The 19,831-nt window shown below is 41.0% G+C and carries 20 protein-coding genes; 7 read left to right on the plus strand and 13 right to left on the minus strand.

Translation table 11 applies throughout. The annotated features are described in order from the left end of the window. Window positions 1-144 precede the first annotated feature (144 nt). On the minus strand, window positions 145-591 hold the full coding sequence (locus I6E24_RS10090) for a MarR family winged helix-turn-helix transcriptional regulator (protein ID WP_235328396.1): 447 nt from the start codon (window positions 589-591) through the stop codon (window positions 145-147). Between the two features lie 204 nt (window positions 592-795). On the opposite strand from I6E24_RS10090, the gene rpsF reads away from it, so the two are divergent. Genes rpsF through rplI form a run of 3 tightly spaced genes read left to right on the plus strand, consistent with a single transcriptional unit; the run spans window position 796 to window position 1,882 of the window. After that, on the plus strand, window positions 796-1,143 hold the full coding sequence (gene rpsF / locus I6E24_RS10095; protein WP_204401963.1) for a 30S ribosomal protein S6: 348 nt from the start codon (window positions 796-798) through the stop codon (window positions 1,141-1,143). A gap of 2 nt (window positions 1,144-1,145) precedes the next feature. Further along, the gene (gene rpsR, locus I6E24_RS10100; protein ID WP_204443281.1) at window positions 1,146-1,415 is read left to right on the plus strand and encodes a 30S ribosomal protein S18; all 270 of its coding nucleotides are present in this window, start codon (window positions 1,146-1,148) and stop codon (window positions 1,413-1,415) included. Between the two features lie 17 nt (window positions 1,416-1,432). Continuing rightward, window positions 1,433-1,882: a 50S ribosomal protein L9 gene (gene rplI / locus I6E24_RS10105; protein WP_235328398.1), complete on the plus strand. Its 450-nt coding sequence runs from the start codon at window positions 1,433-1,435 to the stop codon at window positions 1,880-1,882. Between the two features lie 192 nt (window positions 1,883-2,074). Here rplI and I6E24_RS10110 read toward each other — a convergent pair whose 3' ends face one another. The 4 genes from I6E24_RS10110 to I6E24_RS10125 all read right to left on the minus strand — a co-directional run bounded on the left by I6E24_RS10110 (window position 2,075) and on the right by I6E24_RS10125 (window position 8,167). Then, a complete protein-coding gene (locus I6E24_RS10110; RefSeq protein ID WP_235328400.1) occupies window positions 2,075-2,485 on the minus strand; it encodes a secondary thiamine-phosphate synthase enzyme YjbQ in 411 nt (136 codons plus the stop codon). Between the two features lie 4 nt (window positions 2,486-2,489). Then, window positions 2,490-4,595 (minus strand): S9 family peptidase, encoded by a 2,106-nt coding sequence (locus I6E24_RS10115; RefSeq protein WP_235328402.1) that lies wholly within the window; start codon window positions 4,593-4,595, stop codon window positions 2,490-2,492. Between the two features lie 95 nt (window positions 4,596-4,690). Then, window positions 4,691-6,547, minus strand: coding sequence for a membrane protein insertase YidC (gene yidC, locus I6E24_RS10120; RefSeq protein ID WP_235328404.1), 1,857 nt, complete (start codon window positions 6,545-6,547; stop codon window positions 4,691-4,693). 21 nt (window positions 6,548-6,568) lie between these two features. Next, a complete protein-coding gene (locus I6E24_RS10125) occupies window positions 6,569-8,167 on the minus strand; it encodes a CTP synthase (protein ID WP_204400966.1) in 1,599 nt (532 codons plus the stop codon). Between the two features lie 212 nt (window positions 8,168-8,379). Here I6E24_RS10125 and I6E24_RS10130 point away from each other — a divergent pair, with 212 nt between their 5' ends. From I6E24_RS10130 to I6E24_RS10140, 3 genes are read left to right on the plus strand one after another with little or no spacing between them, the layout of a single operon-like run. Next, window positions 8,380-10,002: a DUF3078 domain-containing protein gene (locus tag I6E24_RS10130; protein ID WP_235328406.1), complete on the plus strand. Its 1,623-nt coding sequence runs from the start codon at window positions 8,380-8,382 to the stop codon at window positions 10,000-10,002. A 23-nt stretch (window positions 10,003-10,025) separates the two neighbouring features. Further along, a complete protein-coding gene (locus tag I6E24_RS10135; protein ID WP_235328408.1) occupies window positions 10,026-10,658 on the plus strand; it encodes a trimeric intracellular cation channel family protein in 633 nt (210 codons plus the stop codon). After that, the gene (locus tag I6E24_RS10140) at window positions 10,648-11,487 is read left to right on the plus strand and encodes an N-acetylmuramoyl-L-alanine amidase-like domain-containing protein (protein ID WP_235328410.1); all 840 of its coding nucleotides are present in this window, start codon (window positions 10,648-10,650) and stop codon (window positions 11,485-11,487) included. The genes I6E24_RS10135 and I6E24_RS10140 overlap by 11 nt, the downstream gene beginning before the upstream one ends. A gap of 45 nt (window positions 11,488-11,532) precedes the next feature. Here I6E24_RS10140 and I6E24_RS10145 read toward each other — a convergent pair whose 3' ends face one another. The 6 genes from I6E24_RS10145 to pyrB form a co-directional block, all read right to left on the minus strand. Further along, window positions 11,533-12,249 carry an OmpA family protein gene (locus I6E24_RS10145; RefSeq protein ID WP_235328412.1) on the minus strand — a complete coding sequence of 239 codons (717 nt, stop codon included), beginning with the start codon at window positions 12,247-12,249 and terminating at the stop codon, window positions 11,533-11,535. A gap of 95 nt (window positions 12,250-12,344) precedes the next feature. Beyond that, window positions 12,345-13,625: a serine hydroxymethyltransferase gene (gene glyA, locus I6E24_RS10150; RefSeq protein WP_235328414.1), complete on the minus strand. Its 1,281-nt coding sequence runs from the start codon at window positions 13,623-13,625 to the stop codon at window positions 12,345-12,347. A gap of 39 nt (window positions 13,626-13,664) precedes the next feature. Beyond that, window positions 13,665-14,402, minus strand: coding sequence for a porin family protein (locus I6E24_RS10155; protein ID WP_235328416.1), 738 nt, complete (start codon window positions 14,400-14,402; stop codon window positions 13,665-13,667). 7 nt (window positions 14,403-14,409) lie between these two features. Continuing rightward, the gene (locus I6E24_RS10160; protein WP_235328418.1) at window positions 14,410-14,976 is read right to left on the minus strand and encodes a flavin reductase family protein; all 567 of its coding nucleotides are present in this window, start codon (window positions 14,974-14,976) and stop codon (window positions 14,410-14,412) included. A gap of 4 nt (window positions 14,977-14,980) precedes the next feature. Beyond that, the gene (gene pyrI / locus I6E24_RS10165; RefSeq protein WP_204400978.1) at window positions 14,981-15,439 is read right to left on the minus strand and encodes an aspartate carbamoyltransferase regulatory subunit; all 459 of its coding nucleotides are present in this window, start codon (window positions 15,437-15,439) and stop codon (window positions 14,981-14,983) included. 26 nt (window positions 15,440-15,465) lie between these two features. After that, complete coding sequence (gene pyrB, locus I6E24_RS10170; RefSeq protein ID WP_235328420.1) at window positions 15,466-16,407, minus strand: aspartate carbamoyltransferase; 942 nt, start codon at window positions 16,405-16,407, stop codon at window positions 15,466-15,468. A 206-nt stretch (window positions 16,408-16,613) separates the two neighbouring features. On the opposite strand from pyrB, the gene I6E24_RS10175 reads away from it, so the two are divergent. Beyond that, window positions 16,614-17,723, plus strand: coding sequence for a nucleotidyltransferase domain-containing protein (locus tag I6E24_RS10175; protein ID WP_235328422.1), 1,110 nt, complete (start codon window positions 16,614-16,616; stop codon window positions 17,721-17,723). A 52-nt stretch (window positions 17,724-17,775) separates the two neighbouring features. Here I6E24_RS10175 and I6E24_RS10180 read toward each other — a convergent pair whose 3' ends face one another. Both I6E24_RS10180 and I6E24_RS10185 read right to left on the minus strand, forming a co-directional pair. Beyond that, window positions 17,776-19,341, minus strand: a complete 1,566-nt coding sequence (locus tag I6E24_RS10180) for an ATP-binding protein (protein WP_235328424.1) — start codon at window positions 19,339-19,341, stop codon at window positions 17,776-17,778. Between the two features lie 100 nt (window positions 19,342-19,441). Then, window positions 19,442-19,690, minus strand: a complete 249-nt coding sequence (locus I6E24_RS10185) for a DUF4248 domain-containing protein (protein WP_235328426.1) — start codon at window positions 19,688-19,690, stop codon at window positions 19,442-19,444. Between the last annotated feature and the right edge of the window lie 141 nt (window positions 19,691-19,831).

The following is a 19,831-nucleotide window of genomic DNA, read 5'->3' on the forward strand; positions in this document are numbered from 1 at the left end:
TTGGTCGAGTTGCTCCTCAGCAGAGCTCGCCTCCTCTTTGATCCACGAGGCAAAGTTAACACTTTCCTCCTTGAATCTACTACTTTTAAAGACCAAAACGTTGCACTTCGTTTTGGAATCTACATATCATGCTTAATGAATTATTCAATCCTTCGTGTTTGTGAAAATTTTGCGTAATACTTCCTGACTTACACTTAACTCGTCAAGTGTCAAGCCTTTTAGTGCCTCCTTTAACGTTAAGTTGGCTACTAGTCTGGCTTTGTCTTCCAGTTGTCTTCCGTCTTTTGTCAGATGTATAAGATTTGTTCTTCTGTCTTTTTTGTCTGAGATGCGTACTACCAGATGTTGTTTTTCCATATTGTCAATCAGTCTGGTCATACTGGGTTTGTCTTTGAATGTAGCGTTACAAAGTTCCTGCTGTGTAACTCCATCCTTTTCCCACAAAAATATTAGTACTGTCCATTGCTCCGGTGTTATGTCCAGCCCGTTCATCCTGAAGTTTCTTATCAGTTTACGGTTGATGGCAGCTGAAACTTTACCATTAAGTATCGCAAAAATTAACTGTATGTCAAAATTAAATTGTTCTATCATATAATTATTGTTTATACAACTATGCAAATATACAACTTATTGTCAAAAGTATATATTGTATTATCCATAATAAGCACTTATTCGTATATATTAGTAAATTAATAGTGAAGAAAAAGACATAAATGTTTGTAGATTAGATAAAAAGTTGTACCTTTGCGCCGCAATTGAAATTTTTTTTATTAATAATTTAATTAACGAATTAGTATGAATCAATACGAAACCGTTTTCATTTTAACTCCCGTTTTGTCTGACGCTCAGATGAAGGAAGCGGTAGAGAAGTTCAAAGCAATCCTTACTCAGGAAGGTGCTGAGATCATCAATGAAGAAAACTGGGGATTGAAGAAATTGGCTTATCCAATTCAGAAGAAATCTACAGGTTTCTATCAGTTGATCGAGTTTAAGGCTGAACCAACTGTAATCGAAAAGCTTGAAGTTAACTATCGTCGTGACGAAAGAGTTATCCGTTTCTTGACTTTCAAGATGGACAAGTATGCTGCAGAATATGCTGCTAAGAGAAGAAATGTTAAATCAACTAAAAAGGAGGAAAATTAATCATGGCACAGCAACAATCAGAAATCAGATATTTAACTCCGCCATCAGTAGATGTTAAGAAGAAAAAATACTGCCGTTTCAAAAAGAGTGGTATCAAGTATATTGATTACAAAGATCCTGAATTCTTGAAGAAATTCTTGAACGAACAGGGTAAGATCCTTCCTCGTCGCATTACAGGAACTTCATTGAAGTATCAGCGTCGTATTGCACAGGCTGTTAAGAGAGCTCGTCACTTGGCTTTATTGCCTTTTGTAACTGATATGATGAAATAATTAAAGGAGGAATAAGCATGGAAATTATATTGAAAGAAGACGTATTAAACTTGGGTTACAAGAATGATATTGTAACAGTAAAGTCTGGTTATGGTCGTAACTATCTTATTCCGACTGGCAAAGCAGTTATCGCTTCTCCAGCTGCAAAGAAAATGTTGGCTGAAGAATTGAAACAGCGTGCTCACAAATTGGAAAAGATTAAGAAAGATGCTGAAGCTGTAGCTGCTTCATTGAACGGTGTTTCTTTGAAAATCGCTACTAAAGTTAGTGCAACTGGCGCTATCTACGGTTCTGTAGGTAACATTCAGATTGCTGAAGAACTTGCTAAATTGGGTCACAACATCGATCGTAAGATTATCGTTGTTAAGGATTCAGTTAAGGAAGTTGGTAACTACAAGGCTATCGTTAAACTTCACAAGGAAGTTTCTGTAGAAATTCCTTTCGAAGTTGTAGCTGAAGAAGCATAATATACACTTAAACAGGTATATATAGTGAGGTTGGAATCATATGATTTCAACCTCTTTTTTATACCATAAAGTTTGTTTATGTACTTTTATGCTCTACATTTGCATGTCCTTGTTTTAGGTTATTGCAAAAAAAATAGGAAGAAAACTCCTGTTTGGAGATTCTTCCTATTTTTTATTTCTGTTTTTCTTATATTAAGATATAATTGTTGCAACAATTTTTCGTGCTCCTCCGGAATATCTGAATTCGCAAAGATATATTCCTTGCCATGTACCAAGATTTAATCTTTTGTTTGTAATAGGAATGGTTATTGATACACCGGTAAGGCTTGATTTGGCATGGCTTGGCATGTCGTCTTCTCCTTCGTCTGTGTGACTGTAGTACGGTTCGTTAGTCTTTACCAGGCGGTTGTAAATCTGTTCCATATCAGAACGAACGCTTGGATCATAATTCTCGTTTATACTCAGTGCACAGCTTGTGTGTTTCACGAAAAGGTTTAGAATCCCCTCCTCCGGAAGAGTAGGGAGATTCTTCATTATTTCCTGAGTCACCAGATGGAACCCTTTCCTTTTAGGGGTTAATGAAAACTCAACTTGCTGTACCATGATGTTATTTCTTTAACCATTTGTCCAACCATGCGAAGAACGTACGCTGCCACAAAACTCCATTCTGTGGTTTCAGTACCCAGTGGTTTTCATCAGGGAAAACTAGTAGCTGTGCAGGAACTCCTCTCAGTTTGGCAGCATTGAAGGCAGCCATTCCCTGTGAAGCAAGAATACGGTAGTCTTTTTCGCCATGTATGCATAGGATAGGAGTATCCCATTTTTCTACAAACAGATGTGGTGAGTTGGCATAGCTGCGTTTTACAGCTGGATTTTCAGTTTCCCAGTATGCACCTCCCAGATCCCAGTTAGTGAACCAGAGTTCTTCTGTTTCAAGATACTGCTGCTCCATGTTGAAGAAACCGTCATGAGCAATAAATGCTTTGAAACGTTTGTTGTGGTGTCCTGCAAGCCAGTATACGGAATATCCTCCGAAACTAGCGCCTACGCATCCTAAACGGTCTTTGTCAACGTATGGCTCTTTTGCTATATCGTCTATTGCGCTCAGATAGTCGTCCATACAGTGACCGCCGTAGTTAGTGCTTATATCTTCAAGCCATTCCATACCGAAACCCGGAAGTCCGCGGCGGTTAGGAGCGATGATTATATAGTCATTGGCTGCCATAATCTGGAAGTTCCATCTGTAGCTCCAGAACTGGCTGACAGGGCTTTGAGGGCCTCCCTGACAGAACAGAAGGGTAGGATATTTCTTGTTCGGGTCGAAATCGGCAGGATAGATAACCCATGATAGCATCTGCTTGCCGTCAACTGTCTTTGTCCATCTTGGCTCAACTTTACCTGTTTTGAGCTGGCTGAAGATATGGTCGTTTTCTTTTGTTATACGGCTAACAGAGTTATTATCGTTCAGTGATACAGTATAAAGCTCATCAGCCTCGCTTATAGAGTGACGTTTTGTCAACAGCTGTCCGTCATTAAGTAATGCTACTGAAGCATAGTCGTACATACCGTCAGTCAGTTTGTTTACTTCACCATTAAGGTTAGTGTTGTAAATCATGCTTGTTCCGTGCCAAACACCAGTGAAGTATAGTGTCTTGCTATCATTTGCCCAGCAATATGTGTCTACACTCGATTCGAACGATTCTGTGACGTATGTTTTTTTGCCACTGGCCAGTTCCATTACGCAAAGCCGGTTACGGTCGCTTTCATATCCGTCGCGTTCCATGCTCTGCCATGCTATCATTGTTCCGTCCGGCGAGAATCGAGGGTTAGTGTCGTATCCCATGTTCTTGTCTTTTGCATCTTCTTTGCAAAGATTTCTTGTTTCCCTGCTTTCGATGTTGTAAAGATAGATGTCAGAGTCTGTAGAAACGGAATATTCCAATCCTGTCTTCTTTCGGCATGTGTATGCAATCTGTTTAGAATCGTTGCTCCATGCCAGCTGTTCGATTCCACCGAAAGGTTTCATTGGCGATTCGTATGGTTCGCCTTCCATTATATCAGTAGCTGTACCTACTTTGTTTCCGTCGAAATCTGCAACGAATGGATGAGGAACAGTCTGTACCCATTCATCCCAGTGTTTGTACATCAGATCGTCAATCACCATACCTGTAGCTTTGTCCAGGTCAGGATATTTATCCACAGTATGTTCTCCATATTTAACCTGTGAAATAAACAATACTTTAGTGCCATCAGGTGAGAAGCTGAAAGCATCTATTCCTCCTTCGTAGTCCGACAGTTGTTTGCGCTCTGTTCCGTCAGGATTCATCTCCCAAATCTGGCCATTTGAAAGGAACGCAAGTTTTTCTCCATTTTTGATCCATGCCGGTTCATATTCGCTTGCAGATGTAGTGGTAAGGAGGGCGTTTTCGCTTCCGTCTGCATTCATCATATAGATGACTGTGTGGCTTTTATTTTCTTTTACACTGTAGTAAGAAACAGTATAAGCAATCTTTTTACCGTCCGGTGATACAGTTGAGCTTCCTATACGTCCCATTGCCCAAAGAGCCTCTGGGGTAAGGCGTCCGTTCTCTATCTTTATTTCCTGCTTGCCGATTATAACTGTTTCGTTCTCGGCAGACTTTTCAGTGCTTACGCATGCTGATGTAGCTAGCATTAATGTAGCGGCAGTCATTGTAATGAGATTTTTATTCATGATTGTAATAGTTTTGATATTCGATTAAAAAAATATTGCCATCCAGGGAATGAGACATTACCCCTGAATGACAATACTCTATAGTTGAATAATGATTATTTCTTATTCATTCTCTCCTGACGTTCTTTCTGAAGACGTTCCTGTTCTTTCTGAAGAGCCTCAAGTCTTGACAACAGGCTGCTCTGCTTCATCTGTGAAGGATTTTTCTTGTTAGCTTCAAGCTGTGCAAGAAGTTTCTTCTCGTCAGTAACCTTGTACATAATCCATGTAGTGAGGATACCTATCAAACTTGAGATGAAGTAATAGTAACTCAATCCTGAAGCATATTCATTGAATATGAAGAAGAACATCACAGGCATGATGTACATCATCCATTTCATGGCAGCCATCTGAGGATTGTCACCCATATTCTGCTGTTTCATCATAACCAGCTGGTTTATGATTGTTGTAACGCTGAACAACAGGCAGAACAGACTCAAGTGATTGCCCAAGAGAGGAATTGAAGTGCTCCAGCTAATCAGGTCATCGTATGCAGAAAGGTCGTCTGCCCAAAGGAAACTTTGCTGGCGCAATTCTATCGCATTCGGAACAAAGAAGAACAATGCCATGAACACCGGTGTCTGAAGCAACATTGGCAGACATCCTCCCATCGGGCTTACTCCGTACTGGCTGTAGAGTGCCATTGTTTCCTGTTGTTTCTTCAGTGCGTCTTCCTGTTTCGGGTATTTCTGATTAATCTTTTCTACGTATGGCTTCAGTGCTCTCATCTTTGCTGATGATATGAATGATTTCCATGTTGTAGGAAGAACCAAAATCTTAACGATGATAGTCATAAGCAGAATAACCATACCCATGCTCAGTCCCCAGCTTGACAACCAGTCGAACAGGTTGATTGTAAACCAGCGGTTTATCCAGCGGATAATAGGCCATCCCAGATAAACCAGGTCTTCAAGTTCCTGATCTTTGTCTGCAAAACTTAAATCGTTGCTCGCAAGGAGAGTCTTGAAGTGGTTAGGTCCGAAATAGAACTGGAAGTTGCTTGGCTGTGCACCTGTAGGGTCGAAAGCTGTCTGCATGTCTGCATGATAGTTCTTCATGTAGCCGCTGCCTTTCTGTTCCATTTTCGATTCCAATGTAGCGTTCTCAAAATTCTTCTCAGCCATGAACACACATGAGAAGTATTGGTTTTTGAAAGCTACCCAGTCAAGAGCTTCCTGTATTGTTTCTTTTTCATCTTTAGCCTTGTCAAGATTGTCGAAACTGTCATCTACAGGCTTGTATGTCAAAGATGTGTACTGCTGTTCGAAAGTATAACCTTTCTCCATCTGGCGTGCTCTCTGCTTCCAGTCGATAGTCATGGTCTTGACAGAAGGCGAGAAGAAATTCTGCATTCCTGTAGCCTGTACTGTAAAGTTTACCATGTATGAGTTTGGAATAAGCTTGTAGCAGAAATCCAGATGACTGCCGTTTGCAGCATTCAGTCTCATAGTTACTGTGCTGTCTGTAACGTTTGTAGCTTCGAAATACATCTGGCTACTCATGATATTTTCATTTTTACCTTCAAATCCGATATTTAACGAAGCATCAGTACCATCGAACAGTACAAGTGGTTCTTTCTTCTGGTCTTTATATTCTTTCAGCATAGCCTTGCTGACACGTCCACCCTTGTTTGAGATTGTAACGTCAATAAGGTCGTTGCTCAATGTGATGAACTGTTCTGTGCCTTTTGAAGCATTGAAGAATGTCGAAGTAGAATCAACCATCATTGCCTTCTGTTCAGCGGCTGCTTCCTGCTTCTTCATCAATTCTTCTTTCTCCTTGATTACTTGCTGTATAGAATCCTGATAATGTTGCGCACGAGCTCTTTCTTCCTGATTAGGTGTGTTGTATATTCCGAAACCAATAATAACAGCTCCAATCAGGACGAAGCCTACTAACGTGTTTTTGTCCATTTTTTCTTAGTAGTTTATTAATTACTTTTCAATTGCAGCTTTAATGAATGACAAGAACAATGGATGTGGTTTCAGAACCGTACTGCTGTATTCTGGGTGGAACTGAACACCTACAAACCATTTCAAAGCAGGTATTTCTACGATTTCAACCAAATCAGATTCTGGGTTGATACCTGTACATTTCATTCCTGCCTTAATATATTCTTCCTTGTAGTCGTTGTTGAACTCATAGCGGTGGCGATGACGTTCCTGAATGTGTTCGCTCTGGTAAGCTTCGTATGCTTTTGAATCTTTGTCGAGTACACATTCGTATGCTCCCAAACGCATTGTACCACCCATGTTTGTAACGGATTTCTGTTCTTCCATGATGTCAATAACGTTGTGAGGAGTCTTTTCGTCCATTTCACGGCTGTTTGCATCTTCGTAGCCTAGTACGTTTCTTGCAAATTCGATAGCCATACACTGCATACCAAGGCAAATACCGAATGTAGGAACATTGTGTGTACGGCAATATTTGATAGCCACAAACTTACCTTCGATACCGCGCTGTCCGAATCCTGGGCAGATAATAACTCCGTCCATGTCTTTCAGAGCTTCAGCAATGTTGTCGTCAGTAAGTTTTTCACTGTTAACGAAATGAATGTCTGCCTTGCGGTCATTGTAAGTAGCAGCCTGTGACAATGCTTCGAGGATTGATTTGTATGCATCCTGCAAATCGTATTTACCGACCAATGCAATTCTTACCTTTTCAGTAGCATTGTATCTGCGGTTCAGGAATTCTTTCCATGGACCAAGGCTTGGAGTCTCACCTACAGGCAATCCCATCTTTTCAAGGATTGTTACATCCAGCTTCTGTTCCTGCATACGGAGAGGTACTTCGTAGATTGTAGGCATATCCTTAGACTGGATTACTGCATTTTCGTCTACATTGCAGAACAATGCAACTTTCTTTCTCAATCCAAGGCTCAGTTCGTGCTCTGTACGTAATACAAGGATATCTGGCTGGATACCTACAGACTGAAGTTCTTTTACAGAGTGCTGGGTTGGTTTAGTTTTAAGCTCTCCTGCGGCTGCAAGATAAGGAACATAAGTAAGGTGAACGCACAAAGCATTTCTGCCAAGTTCCCACTTCAACTGACGGATACTTTCAAGATATGGCAATGATTCTATATCGCCAACTGTTCCTCCGATTTCAGTGATAACGAAGTCGAACTGGTTTTTGTTACCAAGTAATTTTACGTTACGTTTGATTTCATCAGTGATGTGAGGGATAATCTGGATAGTCTTACCCAAATAGTCACCGCGACGTTCTTTGTCGATTACACTCTTGTAAATACGTCCTGTAGTAATGTTGTTGGCCTTTGTTGTCTGGATACCAAGGAAACGTTCGTAGTGTCCAAGGTCAAGGTCAGCTTCATGTCCGTCAACAGTTACGTAGCATTCTCCGTGTTCATACGGATTCAGAGTACCCGGGTCAATGTTGATATACGGGTCGAACTTTTGGATAGTTACGCTGTAGCCTCTTGCTTGCAGCAATTTACCTATTGAAGATGAAATGATACCTTTACCTAAAGAGGAGGCAACACCACCTGTTACGAAAATGTACTTTGTTTCTGCCACAATAATGTATGTTTAAAAATTTGTTTCAATAAGAAATATTTCTACAAGTGTGCAAATTTATAAAAAAAAGCCGAAAGTCAAGATATAAAAAGTCAAAACATTGTAAATAGAGCAATAAGTTTACATACGTATCATATATTTCTATATATTAATGTTCAGTAAATGAAATATATTGTATTTTTGCATTTAGTTTGTAACACAAAAATATAAAAATGAAAACATTAACGGCTCTATTTTTATTGGCATCTTTATTTATTAATGATTTATTTGCCGATAATCCTGCATTCTCAAATATGAGGCAGGATTCTTTGGTACAGAATTCTGGATTGGAAATTCTTCAGGATTCTATTATCGATTTAGATTCACTGTTGAATGACACAACATTGTTTAAAGTTGTTTCTGATACTTTGAAAATGGATTTGGATACTTTAAGTGTTGATTCGATTATAAAAGCCAAATCGGATTCTATAGTCATTTGTCCGGACTCAATTATAAAGCCAAAAACTGATTCAATAATAAAGCCTTCTGTTCCTAAGAAGCCGATTGTTGTTATTCCTCAGTCTGTTATTGATTTGAATAAGATTTATTCGGATTACAGAGAATATACAGAGTGGGCACAAGATAGATGGGACGATATATATCTATCACTTTCTGAAATAAATATGAAAGCTGATTATTATAAATTTGTCGTACCGTTGACATATTATTCCAAAGCTTTCGAGGAGGCTTCTAGTGTTGATGGATGGTATCCGAAAGATATTCTGGTGGAGGATTCTGTAAGAAAAGCTGGTATGATTGAAAAAGGTATGCCTCATATGCCGATCTCATCAGAACTTGACAGAAAAATCAATAGGCAATTATTGGATTTCTATGTTAACTATCCAGAACTGGTCCTTAAGAATGAAACCAGTCTTGAGAGCCTTGATTTTCTTTCGTCAGAAGATATGAAATCAGCATATAAGGAAGAAAACATTATAAGTCTTATTGATAATAATGCTGGAATAGCCCAAATGTCAGAATCGGATCTGCTGGTATTGAAACCTAATTTCTGGACTTCGGGAGGAAGTGGATACTTGCAGTTCTCTCAGAACTTTATATCTGAGAATTGGTATAAAGGTGGTGAGAGTACAAAATCATTGCTTTCCGGTTTTTCATGGCAGATTAAGTATGATGATAAACAGAAGACTCAGTTTGAAACTAAACTGGAATGGAAGTTGGGATTCATTACTGCTCCTTCGGACACAGTCCATACGTACAAGGCTAACAATGACTTGCTGCGTTTGACTTCCAAGTTAGGTTATAAGGCTATTCAAAACTGGTATTATACACTTTCTGCCGAATTCCAGACACAGTTCTTCTCGAATTATGCCACTAATTCAGATGATTTGGTATCAGCACTTTTCTCTCCTGCAACTTTAAATATCGGTCTTGGTATGGACTATAAATTTGTTAAAGATAGTAAGGTGAACTTATCAGTTCTGTTAAATCCTCTCAACTATACTTTGTATAGTGTAATGAGTGATGAGGTGGATCCTACCAAGTTTAATATTAAAGAAGGGCATAAGAAAGAAAGTGTACTAGGTTCGCGTGTCAATGCTACCCTTACATGGAAGATAATACCATCGTTGCTATGGGAATCTAAATTTTCTTATACTACAAATTATGAAAAAGTTCTTGGAGAATGGGAAAATACCTTTACCTTCGTCTTTAATAAATATTTGTCAACCAAGTTGTTCATGCACGGAAGATTTGACGATGGAGTGACAAAAGAGCCAGATCAAAGCTATTTCCAGTTCCAGGAATTATTCAGTTTCGGTGTTAATTATACGTGGTGATTGTAATAAAATAAAAAATATATATGTTTGAAATACCTTCTTTTGTAGAAATTCTTGATTTTGTAGGTACATTTGCATTTGCCATTAGTGGTATCCGTCTGGCTTCGGCCAAAAGGTTTGATTGGTTTGGAGCCTATGTCGTTGGTTTGGCTACAGCTATTGGTGGAGGAACATTGCGTGATTTGCTTCTTGATGTTACTCCTGCCTGGATGACAGATCCTATTTATCTTATATGTACTGCCATGGCTATGTTTTTTGTGATATTGTTCCGTCAGTATCTGATACATCTCAACAATACTTTTTTTATTTTCGACAGTATCGGATTGGCATTGTTTACAGTTGTTGGTGCCACTAAAAGTCTTGATTTGGGATATTCATTTTGGGTAGCCATAATCATGGGTAGTATTACCGGTGCAGCTGGAGGAGTTATACGCGATGTATTTATAAATGAGATTCCTCTTATTTTCAGAAAAGAAATCTACGCTATGGCTTGTGTCGTAGGAGGTATTGTATATTGGATTTGTTCTATGGTAGGATTTGAGAGTTTTATATCCCAGATAGCATGCGGAATATCTGTTTTCATAGTACGAATATTGGCTGTCAAATATCAGATTACATTACCAATTCTTAAAGGTGAGCCGGAGAATGAAAAATAAAATACTGTTTATATTATTGGGGGCATTGATTAATGCCCCTTTCTGTTTTTCCGGACAGGCAGATACCTTACGGATAGACAGTATCTTGCACAAATCAAAAAGTGTGAGTTTTAATTCAGGTGCCGAACGTCTATTGTTCTTTGCCAGCAGTATGAAAGGTATTCCATATCAAGGTGGCACTTTGGACAGAGGCAGTAACGAAAAATTAGTGGTTCGTACAGATTCTTTGGATTGTACTACTTATGTAGAGAATGTTTTGGCATTATATCTTGCATCCGCAAAACAAAATCCGGAATATCGTGACTATATAGAATCACTCACAAGAATCAGATACAGAGAAGGGAAAATACAAGGTTATACTTCAAGGCTTCATTATTTCTCCGATTGGGTTGAAGATAATCAGAATAAAGGTATATTAAAAGAACTCACTACTCATTTTGATCATGAGACTAGAGTCTGTCCGCTGAATTTTATGACAGAACATTCCCATCTTTATAATCAATTGAAGGACAACGACTCACTATTGTCCGTGATGAGACATATTGAGCAAAGATGGAGTAAATATGAAATGCCATACGTCCCGAAAGAACTTCTTGATTTACCGGCGTCTGAAATTAAAATCAAAGATGGTGATATTCTTGCGCTTACCACCAGTATACCAGGTCTTGATGTTGTACACTTGGGCTTTGCCGTTTGGATTGACGGACGTTTGCATCTGCTTCATGCATCGTCTCTACATGGAAAAGTAGTAATAGATTCTTTATCTCTTTTTGATTATCTTAAGGAGCGAAACAAACATACCGGAGTAAGAGTGATAAGAGTAAAATAAAAAAAGTTGCCCGGATTTTATTCCCGGACAACTTTTTATATCTTTTTATTGTAATGTTCCGTTTTCGGCCTGTTTGATCATTTCTTCGCTTGCATACATGTATATTTCTACACGTCTGTTTTCCTGACGTCCCGCTTCTGTACTGTTGCTTGCAACGGGATTTTCTTCTCCGTAACCTTCAACGCTTTTTATCTGATTGCCTGATACACCGGAAGCAAGTAGATAACCTGAAACACTTGCTGCACGTTGTTTTGAGAGTTCAATGTTTTTCTGTACACTTTCCGATGCTGTAGAGTTTTTCCATCCTGTATTGTCTGTGTATCCATAAATCACAACATCCATGTTTGGATTCTGTTTAAGCACATTATTTGCAAAATCAGTCAATGAGTTTTTGGCTGATGTACTCAATGTAGAACTACTTGTACTGAACAGTATTCCCGAAGCAAAAGTGATTTTTACCGCTTGCAGGCCATTGTTGTCCGTCACTTGTTCTACTTGTGCATTTTCTATTTTTGCAGCCTCTTCGGCAGCTTTATCCATTTTCTTTCCGATAAGTACTCCGGCACCTGTACCCACTGCTGCTCCTACAGCGGCACCTATTGCTGCCCCTTTACCTTTACCGGCCAGTCCGCCTATCAATGCACCGAGTGCAGCTCCGCTGCCTCCACCTATCATGCCGCCTTTAGCAGTGTTGGTCATACCACAACTGCCCATCATCATTCCGGCACATAGTACTAATGCTATATGTTTGTAAGTTTTCATTTTTTATTAAGTGCTTAATTGTATCTGGATATTAAACAAATGTCCGGCATAATTTGTTTACGCCGGACACTGATTTTTGTTTTTATTTTTTTATTTTAATAAGCAAAAATAGGATAATCTTTCATCTTATCGTTCACTCTTGCTCTTACTGAAGCGATAACTTCTTCATTGTCAACATTTGAAAGAACTGTTTCAATCATTTCAGCTATTTCATACATCAGGTCTTCTTTAGCACCACGGGTAGTGATTGCAGGAGTTCCAAGACGTATACCTGAAGTCTGGAAGGCAGAACGTGTATCGAACGGAACCATGTTCTTGTTTACTGTGATGTCTGCCGATACCAAAGCCTTTTCTGCTACTTTACCTGTAAGGTCAGGATATTTGGTTCTGAGGTCTACAAGCATTGAGTGATTGTCTGTACCACCGGAAACGATTGTAAATCCTCTGTCCATAAGAGCCTGTGCCAGGGCAGCTGCGTTTTTCTTAACCTGCATTTGGTACTCTTTATATTCCGGCTGCAGACATTCGCCGAATGCAACAGCTTTGGCTGCGATGACATGTTCCAGCGGACCACCCTGAATGCCAGGGAATACAGCCGAGTCAAGAAGTTGTGACATCATCTTTATTTCACCCTTTGGAGTAGTCTTTCCCCATGGGTTAGGGAAGTCCTTGCCCATCATGATTACACCACCGCGAGGACCGCGCAATGTCTTGTGAGTTGTTGATGTTACGATATGTGCGTATTTCACAGGGTTGTCTAGTAATCCGGCTGCAATAAGTCCTGCAGGATGAGCCATGTCAATCATAAGCAATGCACCTACCTTGTCGGCAATATCTCTCATTCTCTTGTAGTCCCATTCTCTTGAATATGCAGAACCACCACCTACGATGAGTTTCGGTCTTTCTCTCAGAGCGATTTCTTCCATCTGGTCATAATCCACTCTTCCTGTTTCCTTATTAAGATTGTATTCGCATGGAGTATAAAGTATACCTGATGTGTTTACAGCAGAACCGTGTGACAGATGTCCTCCGTGAGCCAGGTTAAGTCCCATAAACTTGTCACCTGGATTTAATACTGCCAAAAATACTGCAGCATTAGCCTGTGCTCCAGAGTGTGGCTGAACGTTAGCCCATTCTGCTCCGAAAATCTGTTTAAGTCTGTCAATGGCAATCTGTTCGCTCTGGTCGACTACCTCGCAACCTCCGTAATATCTTTTTCCGGGATACCCCTCAGCATATTTGTTAGTAAGACAAGAACCCATAGCTTCCATAACCTGGTCGCTTACGAAGTTTTCCGATGCAATCAGCTCTATACCTTTAAGCTGGCGCTGATGTTCTTTTTCTATAATACCGAAAATCAAATCATCTCTTTTCATAGTTAATCAATATATTATATGTTAAAAATAATGTTTCAATCAGAATATTGCACCTACGGAAAAACTCAGAATGTTTTTTCGTCTTTTGAGTGTCAATTCTTTTTCGTTGTATGGTTCCATAGTCTGACTTTTATCGTATACTATGGATTCCGTAATGTTATTACATCCTATTTCGTATCTGAAGTCGAAAAAAATGTTTGATATATTTACTCCAATTCCCAGTACCGCGCTATAATTGAATGGCTTGATGTTTTCTTTGATGTTTTTCTGATAAAACCCGGAATATTCGCTTGAAGTTTGTTTTTTTAAGGTCCAAGCCACTTTAGGTCCTAAGAAAAAAGACATACCATACGGGTATGAGTCTATAAACTTATATCCATACAGTAGCGGTACTTCGAGCGATGATATTTTGGTTTTAATCAGTGCGTTGTCTTCCAGAATGGTTACATTCTCTCTGAGGTTACTCATGCTTATACTTCCCTGCGATACAGCATACGATACTTCTGGCTGTAGGAAATGTTTGTTCTTTACGGGTATTCGTACGAACAGTGTTCCGATGTATCCTACCTTATAGTTATTTTGAATGTCCGTTATATCCTGTTCCCCATAGCGTAGTTCGTCGGTAAACATCATTGTAGAGTTGAATCCACCTTTGATACCGATACTTATTTTTTGTTTTTTCTGCTTGGTGTCATGCAGCATAATATCCTGTGCATACAGGTTTGCGCTGCATGCAAGCATTATTGCTGAGAGTATTGTCAAGCATAATTTTTTCATTGGCTGGCTATTTCTTTTTTTCTACCGACCATCCGAATTTGCCTATTTTCTTTCCCGTTTCATAATATCCTCCATGTGCGTACACAAGAAGGTTCGATTTTGCAAGTTCGAATTTTCCTGTTTCCGAATCAAGGTATTTTTCATCAGCTTTAACGTTCACCACATCGGCTATGAACATATCGTGCGATCCTAATGAAATCACCTCTTTCACTCTGCATTCTATACACAGTGGCGACTCTTCAATGATTGGAGCATTGACTACCGATGCTTTTCCAGGGGTAAGTTTCATTTCACTGAACTTGTTGAAGTTCTTTCCCGATCTCACCCCACACCAGTCTGTGGCGTATGCCATATCTTTAGTGGTAAGGTTTATCACGAATTCCATATTCTTTTTCAGAATAGGGTAGGAGTGTCGTTCCGGCCTTACCGATATGTAACACATAGGTGGGTTGGTACAGATAGTACCCACCCACGCTATAGTTATAATGTTATATTCCTCTTCACAACTTCCGCAACTCACCATAACGGCAGGAAGCGGATAAACCATTGTTCCGGGTTTCCAGTCCTGCTTCATTGTCTCAGATAAGTTTTATATTATCCTTCTGCTGCTCCTTTTCGCAGTAATGACATTTCAGCAAGCCTTTTTCCTTGTCAGTCACGTGGAACCATGTCTGCATCGGTTCGTTGTTTGTGATACATTTCGGATTGTTGCATTTCACTATCCCTTTCAGTTCGTCAGGCATGATTGCTTCTTTCTTTTCCACCACAGCATAGTTTCTGATCACGTTCAGCTTTATGTTTGACGCAACTACAGAAATACGGTTGATTTCTTCGTCAGTGAAAAACTTGTCAGCTATTTTGATGATACCCTTTTTGCCCAGTTTCTTGCTTTCAAGGTTATATCCAATAGTGATATTGCTGTCCATGTCTTTAAGGTTCAGCAGTGAAACTACGGTGAAAAGTTTGTCTGACGGTATATGGTCTATTACAGTGCCGTTTTCAAGAGCGGCCACCTGCAGTTCTTTTTTTTCGTTCATGGTCAAAATATATTTATATTCTGTTATTATTTTTCAGTATCGGCTTTTACCTCGTCAAGTGTAATTCCCAATACGTCGCAAAGAATTGCCTGACGTGCGTAGAGTCCGTTCTGTGCCTGCTGGAAGTAGTATGCTTTTGGATTGTCATCTACGTCGTAAGCAATTTCGTTCACTCTTGGGAGCGGATGTAGTATACGCAGGTTAGGGCGTGTCTTGTCCAGCATCTTGTTGTTCAGAATATATACATCTTTTACTCTCTCGTATTCCATCAAGTCGGTGAAGCGTTCTCTCTGCACACGTGTCATATAAAGAATATCTGCGTCGGCAATTACATTCTCGTTGAAATCAGTGTGCTCCACATATTTGATATTATGTTCCTTGCAGTAGATTTTATATTCTTCCGGCATTTTCAGTTCGTCCGGAGCAATGAAGTGGAATGTAGGATTGAAGTGGCGCATGGCCATCAGCAGAGAGTGTACTGTACGACCATATTTCAAGTCGCCCACCATGTAGATGTTCAGGTTTTCCAGAGTACCCTGAGTCTTGTATATGGAATATAAGTCAAGCATAGTTTGCGAAGGATGCTGGTTTGCACCGTCGCCGGCATTTACGATAGGCACTTTTGTCACTTCGCTTGCATATCTTGCGGCACCTTCCAGATAGTGTCTCATCACGATAATGTCTGCATAGTTACTCACCATCATTATAGTGTCCTTCAGTGTCTCACCTTTCGACGAGCTTGTCACTTTAGGATCTGTAAATCCTATTACTTTAGCTCCAAGACGGTTGGCAGCAGTTTCAAAACTGAGACGTGTTCTTGTAGAAGGTTCGAAGAACAGTGTTGCCACAATTCTTCCTGCCAGAAGGCTACGGTTCGGCTTCTTCTCAAATTCTCTTGCCATTTCCAGAAGATAGAGTATTTTCTCTTTGGAATGTTCGGCAATAGTAACTAAACTTCTATTTTCCATATTAGCAGTTTTATGTTTATTTTTTAATACCGAAGCCCAAAGGTACATAAAAAAAATCAAAGTTCCTCCCAATTTGTGATATTTATCTTTTCATGTTTCACAAGTTTACATGAGTAGATAGATTTGGATATGATTTAGCTAGCCCGTAATTTTGCGGACTTCACATAAAGAATTAAATTTGTCGACATAATTTCATAAATACCAAAATGTACGAAATATTCTTCTCGCTTATCCGCGCCGGATTATGGGGTACACCTCCCGACACTTCACTTTTCAGCGGAATGACCCCTGCACGGTGGCAACAACTCTACAGGTTGGCATCCACACAGTCCCTTCTGTCTGTATTCTTCGACGGAATAAACACCCTGCCCCCCAATCTGTATCCACCCCGTAATCTATATTTGCAACTGGCTGCACAGACACTTCAGATAGAGCAGGCAAACGACCGTCTTAACCGTATGGTAGGACGTCTAAACAGTCTGTATGCCGCATCCGGTCTTCATCCTGTTCTTCTCAAGGGGCAGGGTATGGCTTTCTACTATCGCAATCCCCGTCATCGTCAGTGTGGAGATATAGATATCTATCTCGGTGAAGAAGGGCAGACGGTTGCAAACAGTGTCCTTCTCGAGGAAGGAGCAGTCCCTACATCCGAAGAGTCCGACAAGCATGCCAGCTATGAATGGGATGGAGTACACATAGAGAATCACCGCCTCGTGAGCAGGATGGGCAATCCGCTGGCAAACCATCGCTTCATGCGCCTGGTGAGAGAATGGTATCCCGATGGAGCCGAACATATCATAGATATGCCTACCCCTCCACCCACATTCAATGCCCTCTACATTTTCCTACACGCCTTTGAACACTTTCTGGGCGGCGGTATAGGATTGCGCCAGCTCTGCGACTGGAGTTGTTTCTTCTACCGTCGTGCAGCCGACATCGATATTCCACGTCTGAGCCGTGACCTTCATCGCTTGGGACTCTACCGTGCTGCTTGTGCCTTTGGCTATGTAGCGGTCAGTTATCTTGGTCTGAAACCTGAATATTTCCCGTTCGACACATCATCAAGCCGGCATCTTGGAGAAGAGTTGATAAAAGAGATATTCGCCACAGGAAACTTCGGAAAGTACGACAGCCGCAATTCGCCCCGTCCCAAAGGCTATTGGCGAGGCAAGTGGCACACCTTCAGCATTGCTCTACGCCGTATATCCCGCCTCTACCACTATGCTCCCCAAGAAGCTTTGTTCTATCCGGTAGCACTAATAAAGAATGTCATTATCACTCAGTCTAAACTGCTGAAAAAACGGTTTAAACCATAAATAAAAACACGGTTTGCGTATGTAAAGATGTGCTTATGGTTTGTTTTTCGTTTCAGAGATAATCAAATTCCGCTATCGTTCCCGTCTCCGACGAGAAAACAGCACCGATTTTATATATCTTGCGTCTGTCGGCAGCGTACTCCAGTGCATATCCCTTCTCCTCAATCTGGCGAAGGGCTTCATCCGCCGTGCCGTCAAGTTTGAACTCGAAGATATATACATAGTCCGGGGTCTCTACTATGCAGTCCACTCTTCCGTGGCTCTGCACCTTCTCGGTATAGACTGTATAGACACTTATCAGGCGCATAATCAGATAGAAGGTATAGTGGAAGTAGCGCTCCCTCTCACGCTCGTTTTCCTTGCGGCGCATGGTGTATGGGATGCTTGCCAGGAAGGAAGTCAGACCGTCGCGGAAATCATCCAGTTGTGCTTTCTTGAGCTGTCTCACCGCGCTTCTTATCCACGAATCCACGCTTTCGCGCGTGTTGAAATATCCTGCTGCGACGAGCGACAGGAACCCTTCCTTTACCTCATTGTTCGGATAATCCAGCAGGAAGGAGTTTTCTTCCATGTCATACTTCTTGATGGTCAGATACCCGCTCTGGTAAATCATCGGAAGAGGTTGCTCCACCGTAGCCTTATAGTCTATAAACTCCTCGGGCGAGTAATATCTGCCCGTTATCTCGTTCATATTCTCGTCCGAGTGCGCCAGCAGGCGAAGCAGATAAGTAGGGGTGCCGCTCTTGAACCAGTAGTCGTTCATTTCCTCCGATTCGAAAGCATTAAGAAGGCTGAACGGATTATACACATCCGTCATCTTCCTACTGAAGTGATAGCCGTCATAACGTCTTTTCAGCCTCTCCATCATCTCACTGTACGGGCATCCGTACATATCCGCCATATCTCCAATCTGCTCACGGAATACAGTTTCCAACTCCTTCTGAGTTATTCCGCACACCGTTTCATACTTCATGCTCATACTTATGTCATTGGGCTGGTTGAATCCGCTGAACACGCTCACCTGCGAGAACTTGGTCACTCCCGTAAGGAACACGAACTGCAGATGCTCGTCGGCTCCCTTGAACACGGAATAGAATCCCTTCAGGATGTTGCGGTGTTCCTCCTCCAGACTCTTGCCCACATCCAGCACGTCCAGCATGGGCTTGTCATACTCGTCCACCAGTACCACGGCACGCAGCCCTGTCCGGTTGTGGGCGGCTTCGAGTACCCTTATGAACCTGTCGCCCAAATCAAGTCCCTCTTCAGGTTTTGTCACTCCATATTTCGTTTCCCAGTCTCCAATCAGAGCGTTCAGCTTCTGCCACAGCGTCCTACGGATGGTAAAGTTCGTGGAATTGAAGTCTATATGAAACACCGGATGTACCTTCCAGTCCTTTTCCAAAGAATCAATCTTCAAGCCCCTGAACAGCTCTTTCCTGCCCAGATAATAGTTCTTGAGTGTAGATACCAGCAGACTTTTTCCGAACCTGCGTGGACGGCTCAGAAAATAAATGTTGCCTTCGTGCGTCAGTCGGTAAACCAAATCCGTTTTGTCGATATAGAGAAATCCGTTCTCAATTAATTTGTCGAAACTTTGTATTCCTATAGGGTATTTCATGCCGGTCAATTTAGTGTTATTGTCACAAAAGTAACTTTTAATAACGGAAAATCAAATCAAACGGGAGAAAAACAATGAAAAAAGCATCCGGTGAAACCTGCTAATACGGTTCTCCCAGGTGTCTGACTATCACTTCCACCTCCGCCTTGAGCAGGTACTGGCGGTTCTTGTCGTACCCCATCGCCTGGAGTTCCTTCATCATGGGCGGGCATTGCCTTATCCAGCGGCGGAAGTTCCTCGAGGCAGCGTCCTTCGTAACGTCGGGAAAATACATCATCGCCAGTTCGTTCTTCTTGTAAGTCTTGAGCCTGAAGGTCTTCTCCGGCTGTTCTGTCTGTAGATTTCTCATATCTTCTTGTCTTTGTTATGTAGGTCGGCGGCATTGCTGCCGCTTTCCCCATTAAGAACTGTACGTGCGACTTTCACCGCATACAGCTCCGATAATTCTAAATTTAATTCTCATAAAATTAAATCGGCTCGTAATCATCTT

Origin of the sequence: Bacteroides caecigallinarum, assembly GCF_021530995.1 — a bacterium.
In the GTDB taxonomy this organism is placed as follows: Bacteria; Bacteroidota; Bacteroidia; order Bacteroidales; family Bacteroidaceae; genus Phocaeicola; species Phocaeicola faecigallinarum.

Bases quoted from the DNA above. Each gene is read 5' to 3' on its own strand.
- I6E24_RS10160 (WP_235328418.1), bottom strand. From the start codon at position 14,976: ATGAAGCAGGACTGGAAACCCGGAACAATGGTTTATCCGCTTCCTGCC.
- I6E24_RS10145 (WP_235328412.1), bottom strand. From the start codon at position 12,249: ATGAAAACTTACAAACATATAGCATTAGTACTATGTGCCGGAATGATG.
- I6E24_RS10110 (WP_235328400.1), bottom strand. From the start codon at position 2,485: ATGGTACAGCAAGTTGAGTTTTCATTAACCCCTAAAAGGAAAGGGTTC.
- pyrB (WP_235328420.1), bottom strand. From the start codon at position 16,407: ATGGAAAATAGAAGTTTAGTTACTATTGCCGAACATTCCAAAGAGAAA.
- rplI (WP_235328398.1), top strand. From the start codon at position 1,433: ATGGAAATTATATTGAAAGAAGACGTATTAAACTTGGGTTACAAGAAT.
- yidC (WP_235328404.1), bottom strand. From the start codon at position 6,547: ATGGACAAAAACACGTTAGTAGGCTTCGTCCTGATTGGAGCTGTTATT.
- I6E24_RS10090 (WP_235328396.1), bottom strand. From the start codon at position 591: ATGATAGAACAATTTAATTTTGACATACAGTTAATTTTTGCGATACTT.
- I6E24_RS10155 (WP_235328416.1), bottom strand. From the start codon at position 14,402: ATGAAAAAATTATGCTTGACAATACTCTCAGCAATAATGCTTGCATGC.
- pyrI (WP_204400978.1), bottom strand. From the start codon at position 15,439: ATGAACGAAAAAAAAGAACTGCAGGTGGCCGCTCTTGAAAACGGCACT.
- I6E24_RS10115 (WP_235328402.1), bottom strand. From the start codon at position 4,595: ATGAATAAAAATCTCATTACAATGACTGCCGCTACATTAATGCTAGCT.
- rpsR (WP_204443281.1), top strand. From the start codon at position 1,146: ATGGCACAGCAACAATCAGAAATCAGATATTTAACTCCGCCATCAGTA.
- I6E24_RS10180 (WP_235328424.1), bottom strand. From the start codon at position 19,341: ATGAAATACCCTATAGGAATACAAAGTTTCGACAAATTAATTGAGAAC.
- I6E24_RS10140 (WP_235328410.1), top strand. From the start codon at position 10,648: ATGAAAAATAAAATACTGTTTATATTATTGGGGGCATTGATTAATGCC.
- I6E24_RS10185 (WP_235328426.1), bottom strand. From the start codon at position 19,690: ATGAGAAATCTACAGACAGAACAGCCGGAGAAGACCTTCAGGCTCAAG.
- I6E24_RS10175 (WP_235328422.1), top strand. From the start codon at position 16,614: ATGTACGAAATATTCTTCTCGCTTATCCGCGCCGGATTATGGGGTACA.
- rpsF (WP_204401963.1), top strand. From the start codon at position 796: ATGAATCAATACGAAACCGTTTTCATTTTAACTCCCGTTTTGTCTGAC.
- glyA (WP_235328414.1), bottom strand. From the start codon at position 13,625: ATGAAAAGAGATGATTTGATTTTCGGTATTATAGAAAAAGAACATCAG.
- I6E24_RS10130 (WP_235328406.1), top strand. From the start codon at position 8,380: ATGAAAACATTAACGGCTCTATTTTTATTGGCATCTTTATTTATTAAT.
- I6E24_RS10135 (WP_235328408.1), top strand. From the start codon at position 10,026: ATGTTTGAAATACCTTCTTTTGTAGAAATTCTTGATTTTGTAGGTACA.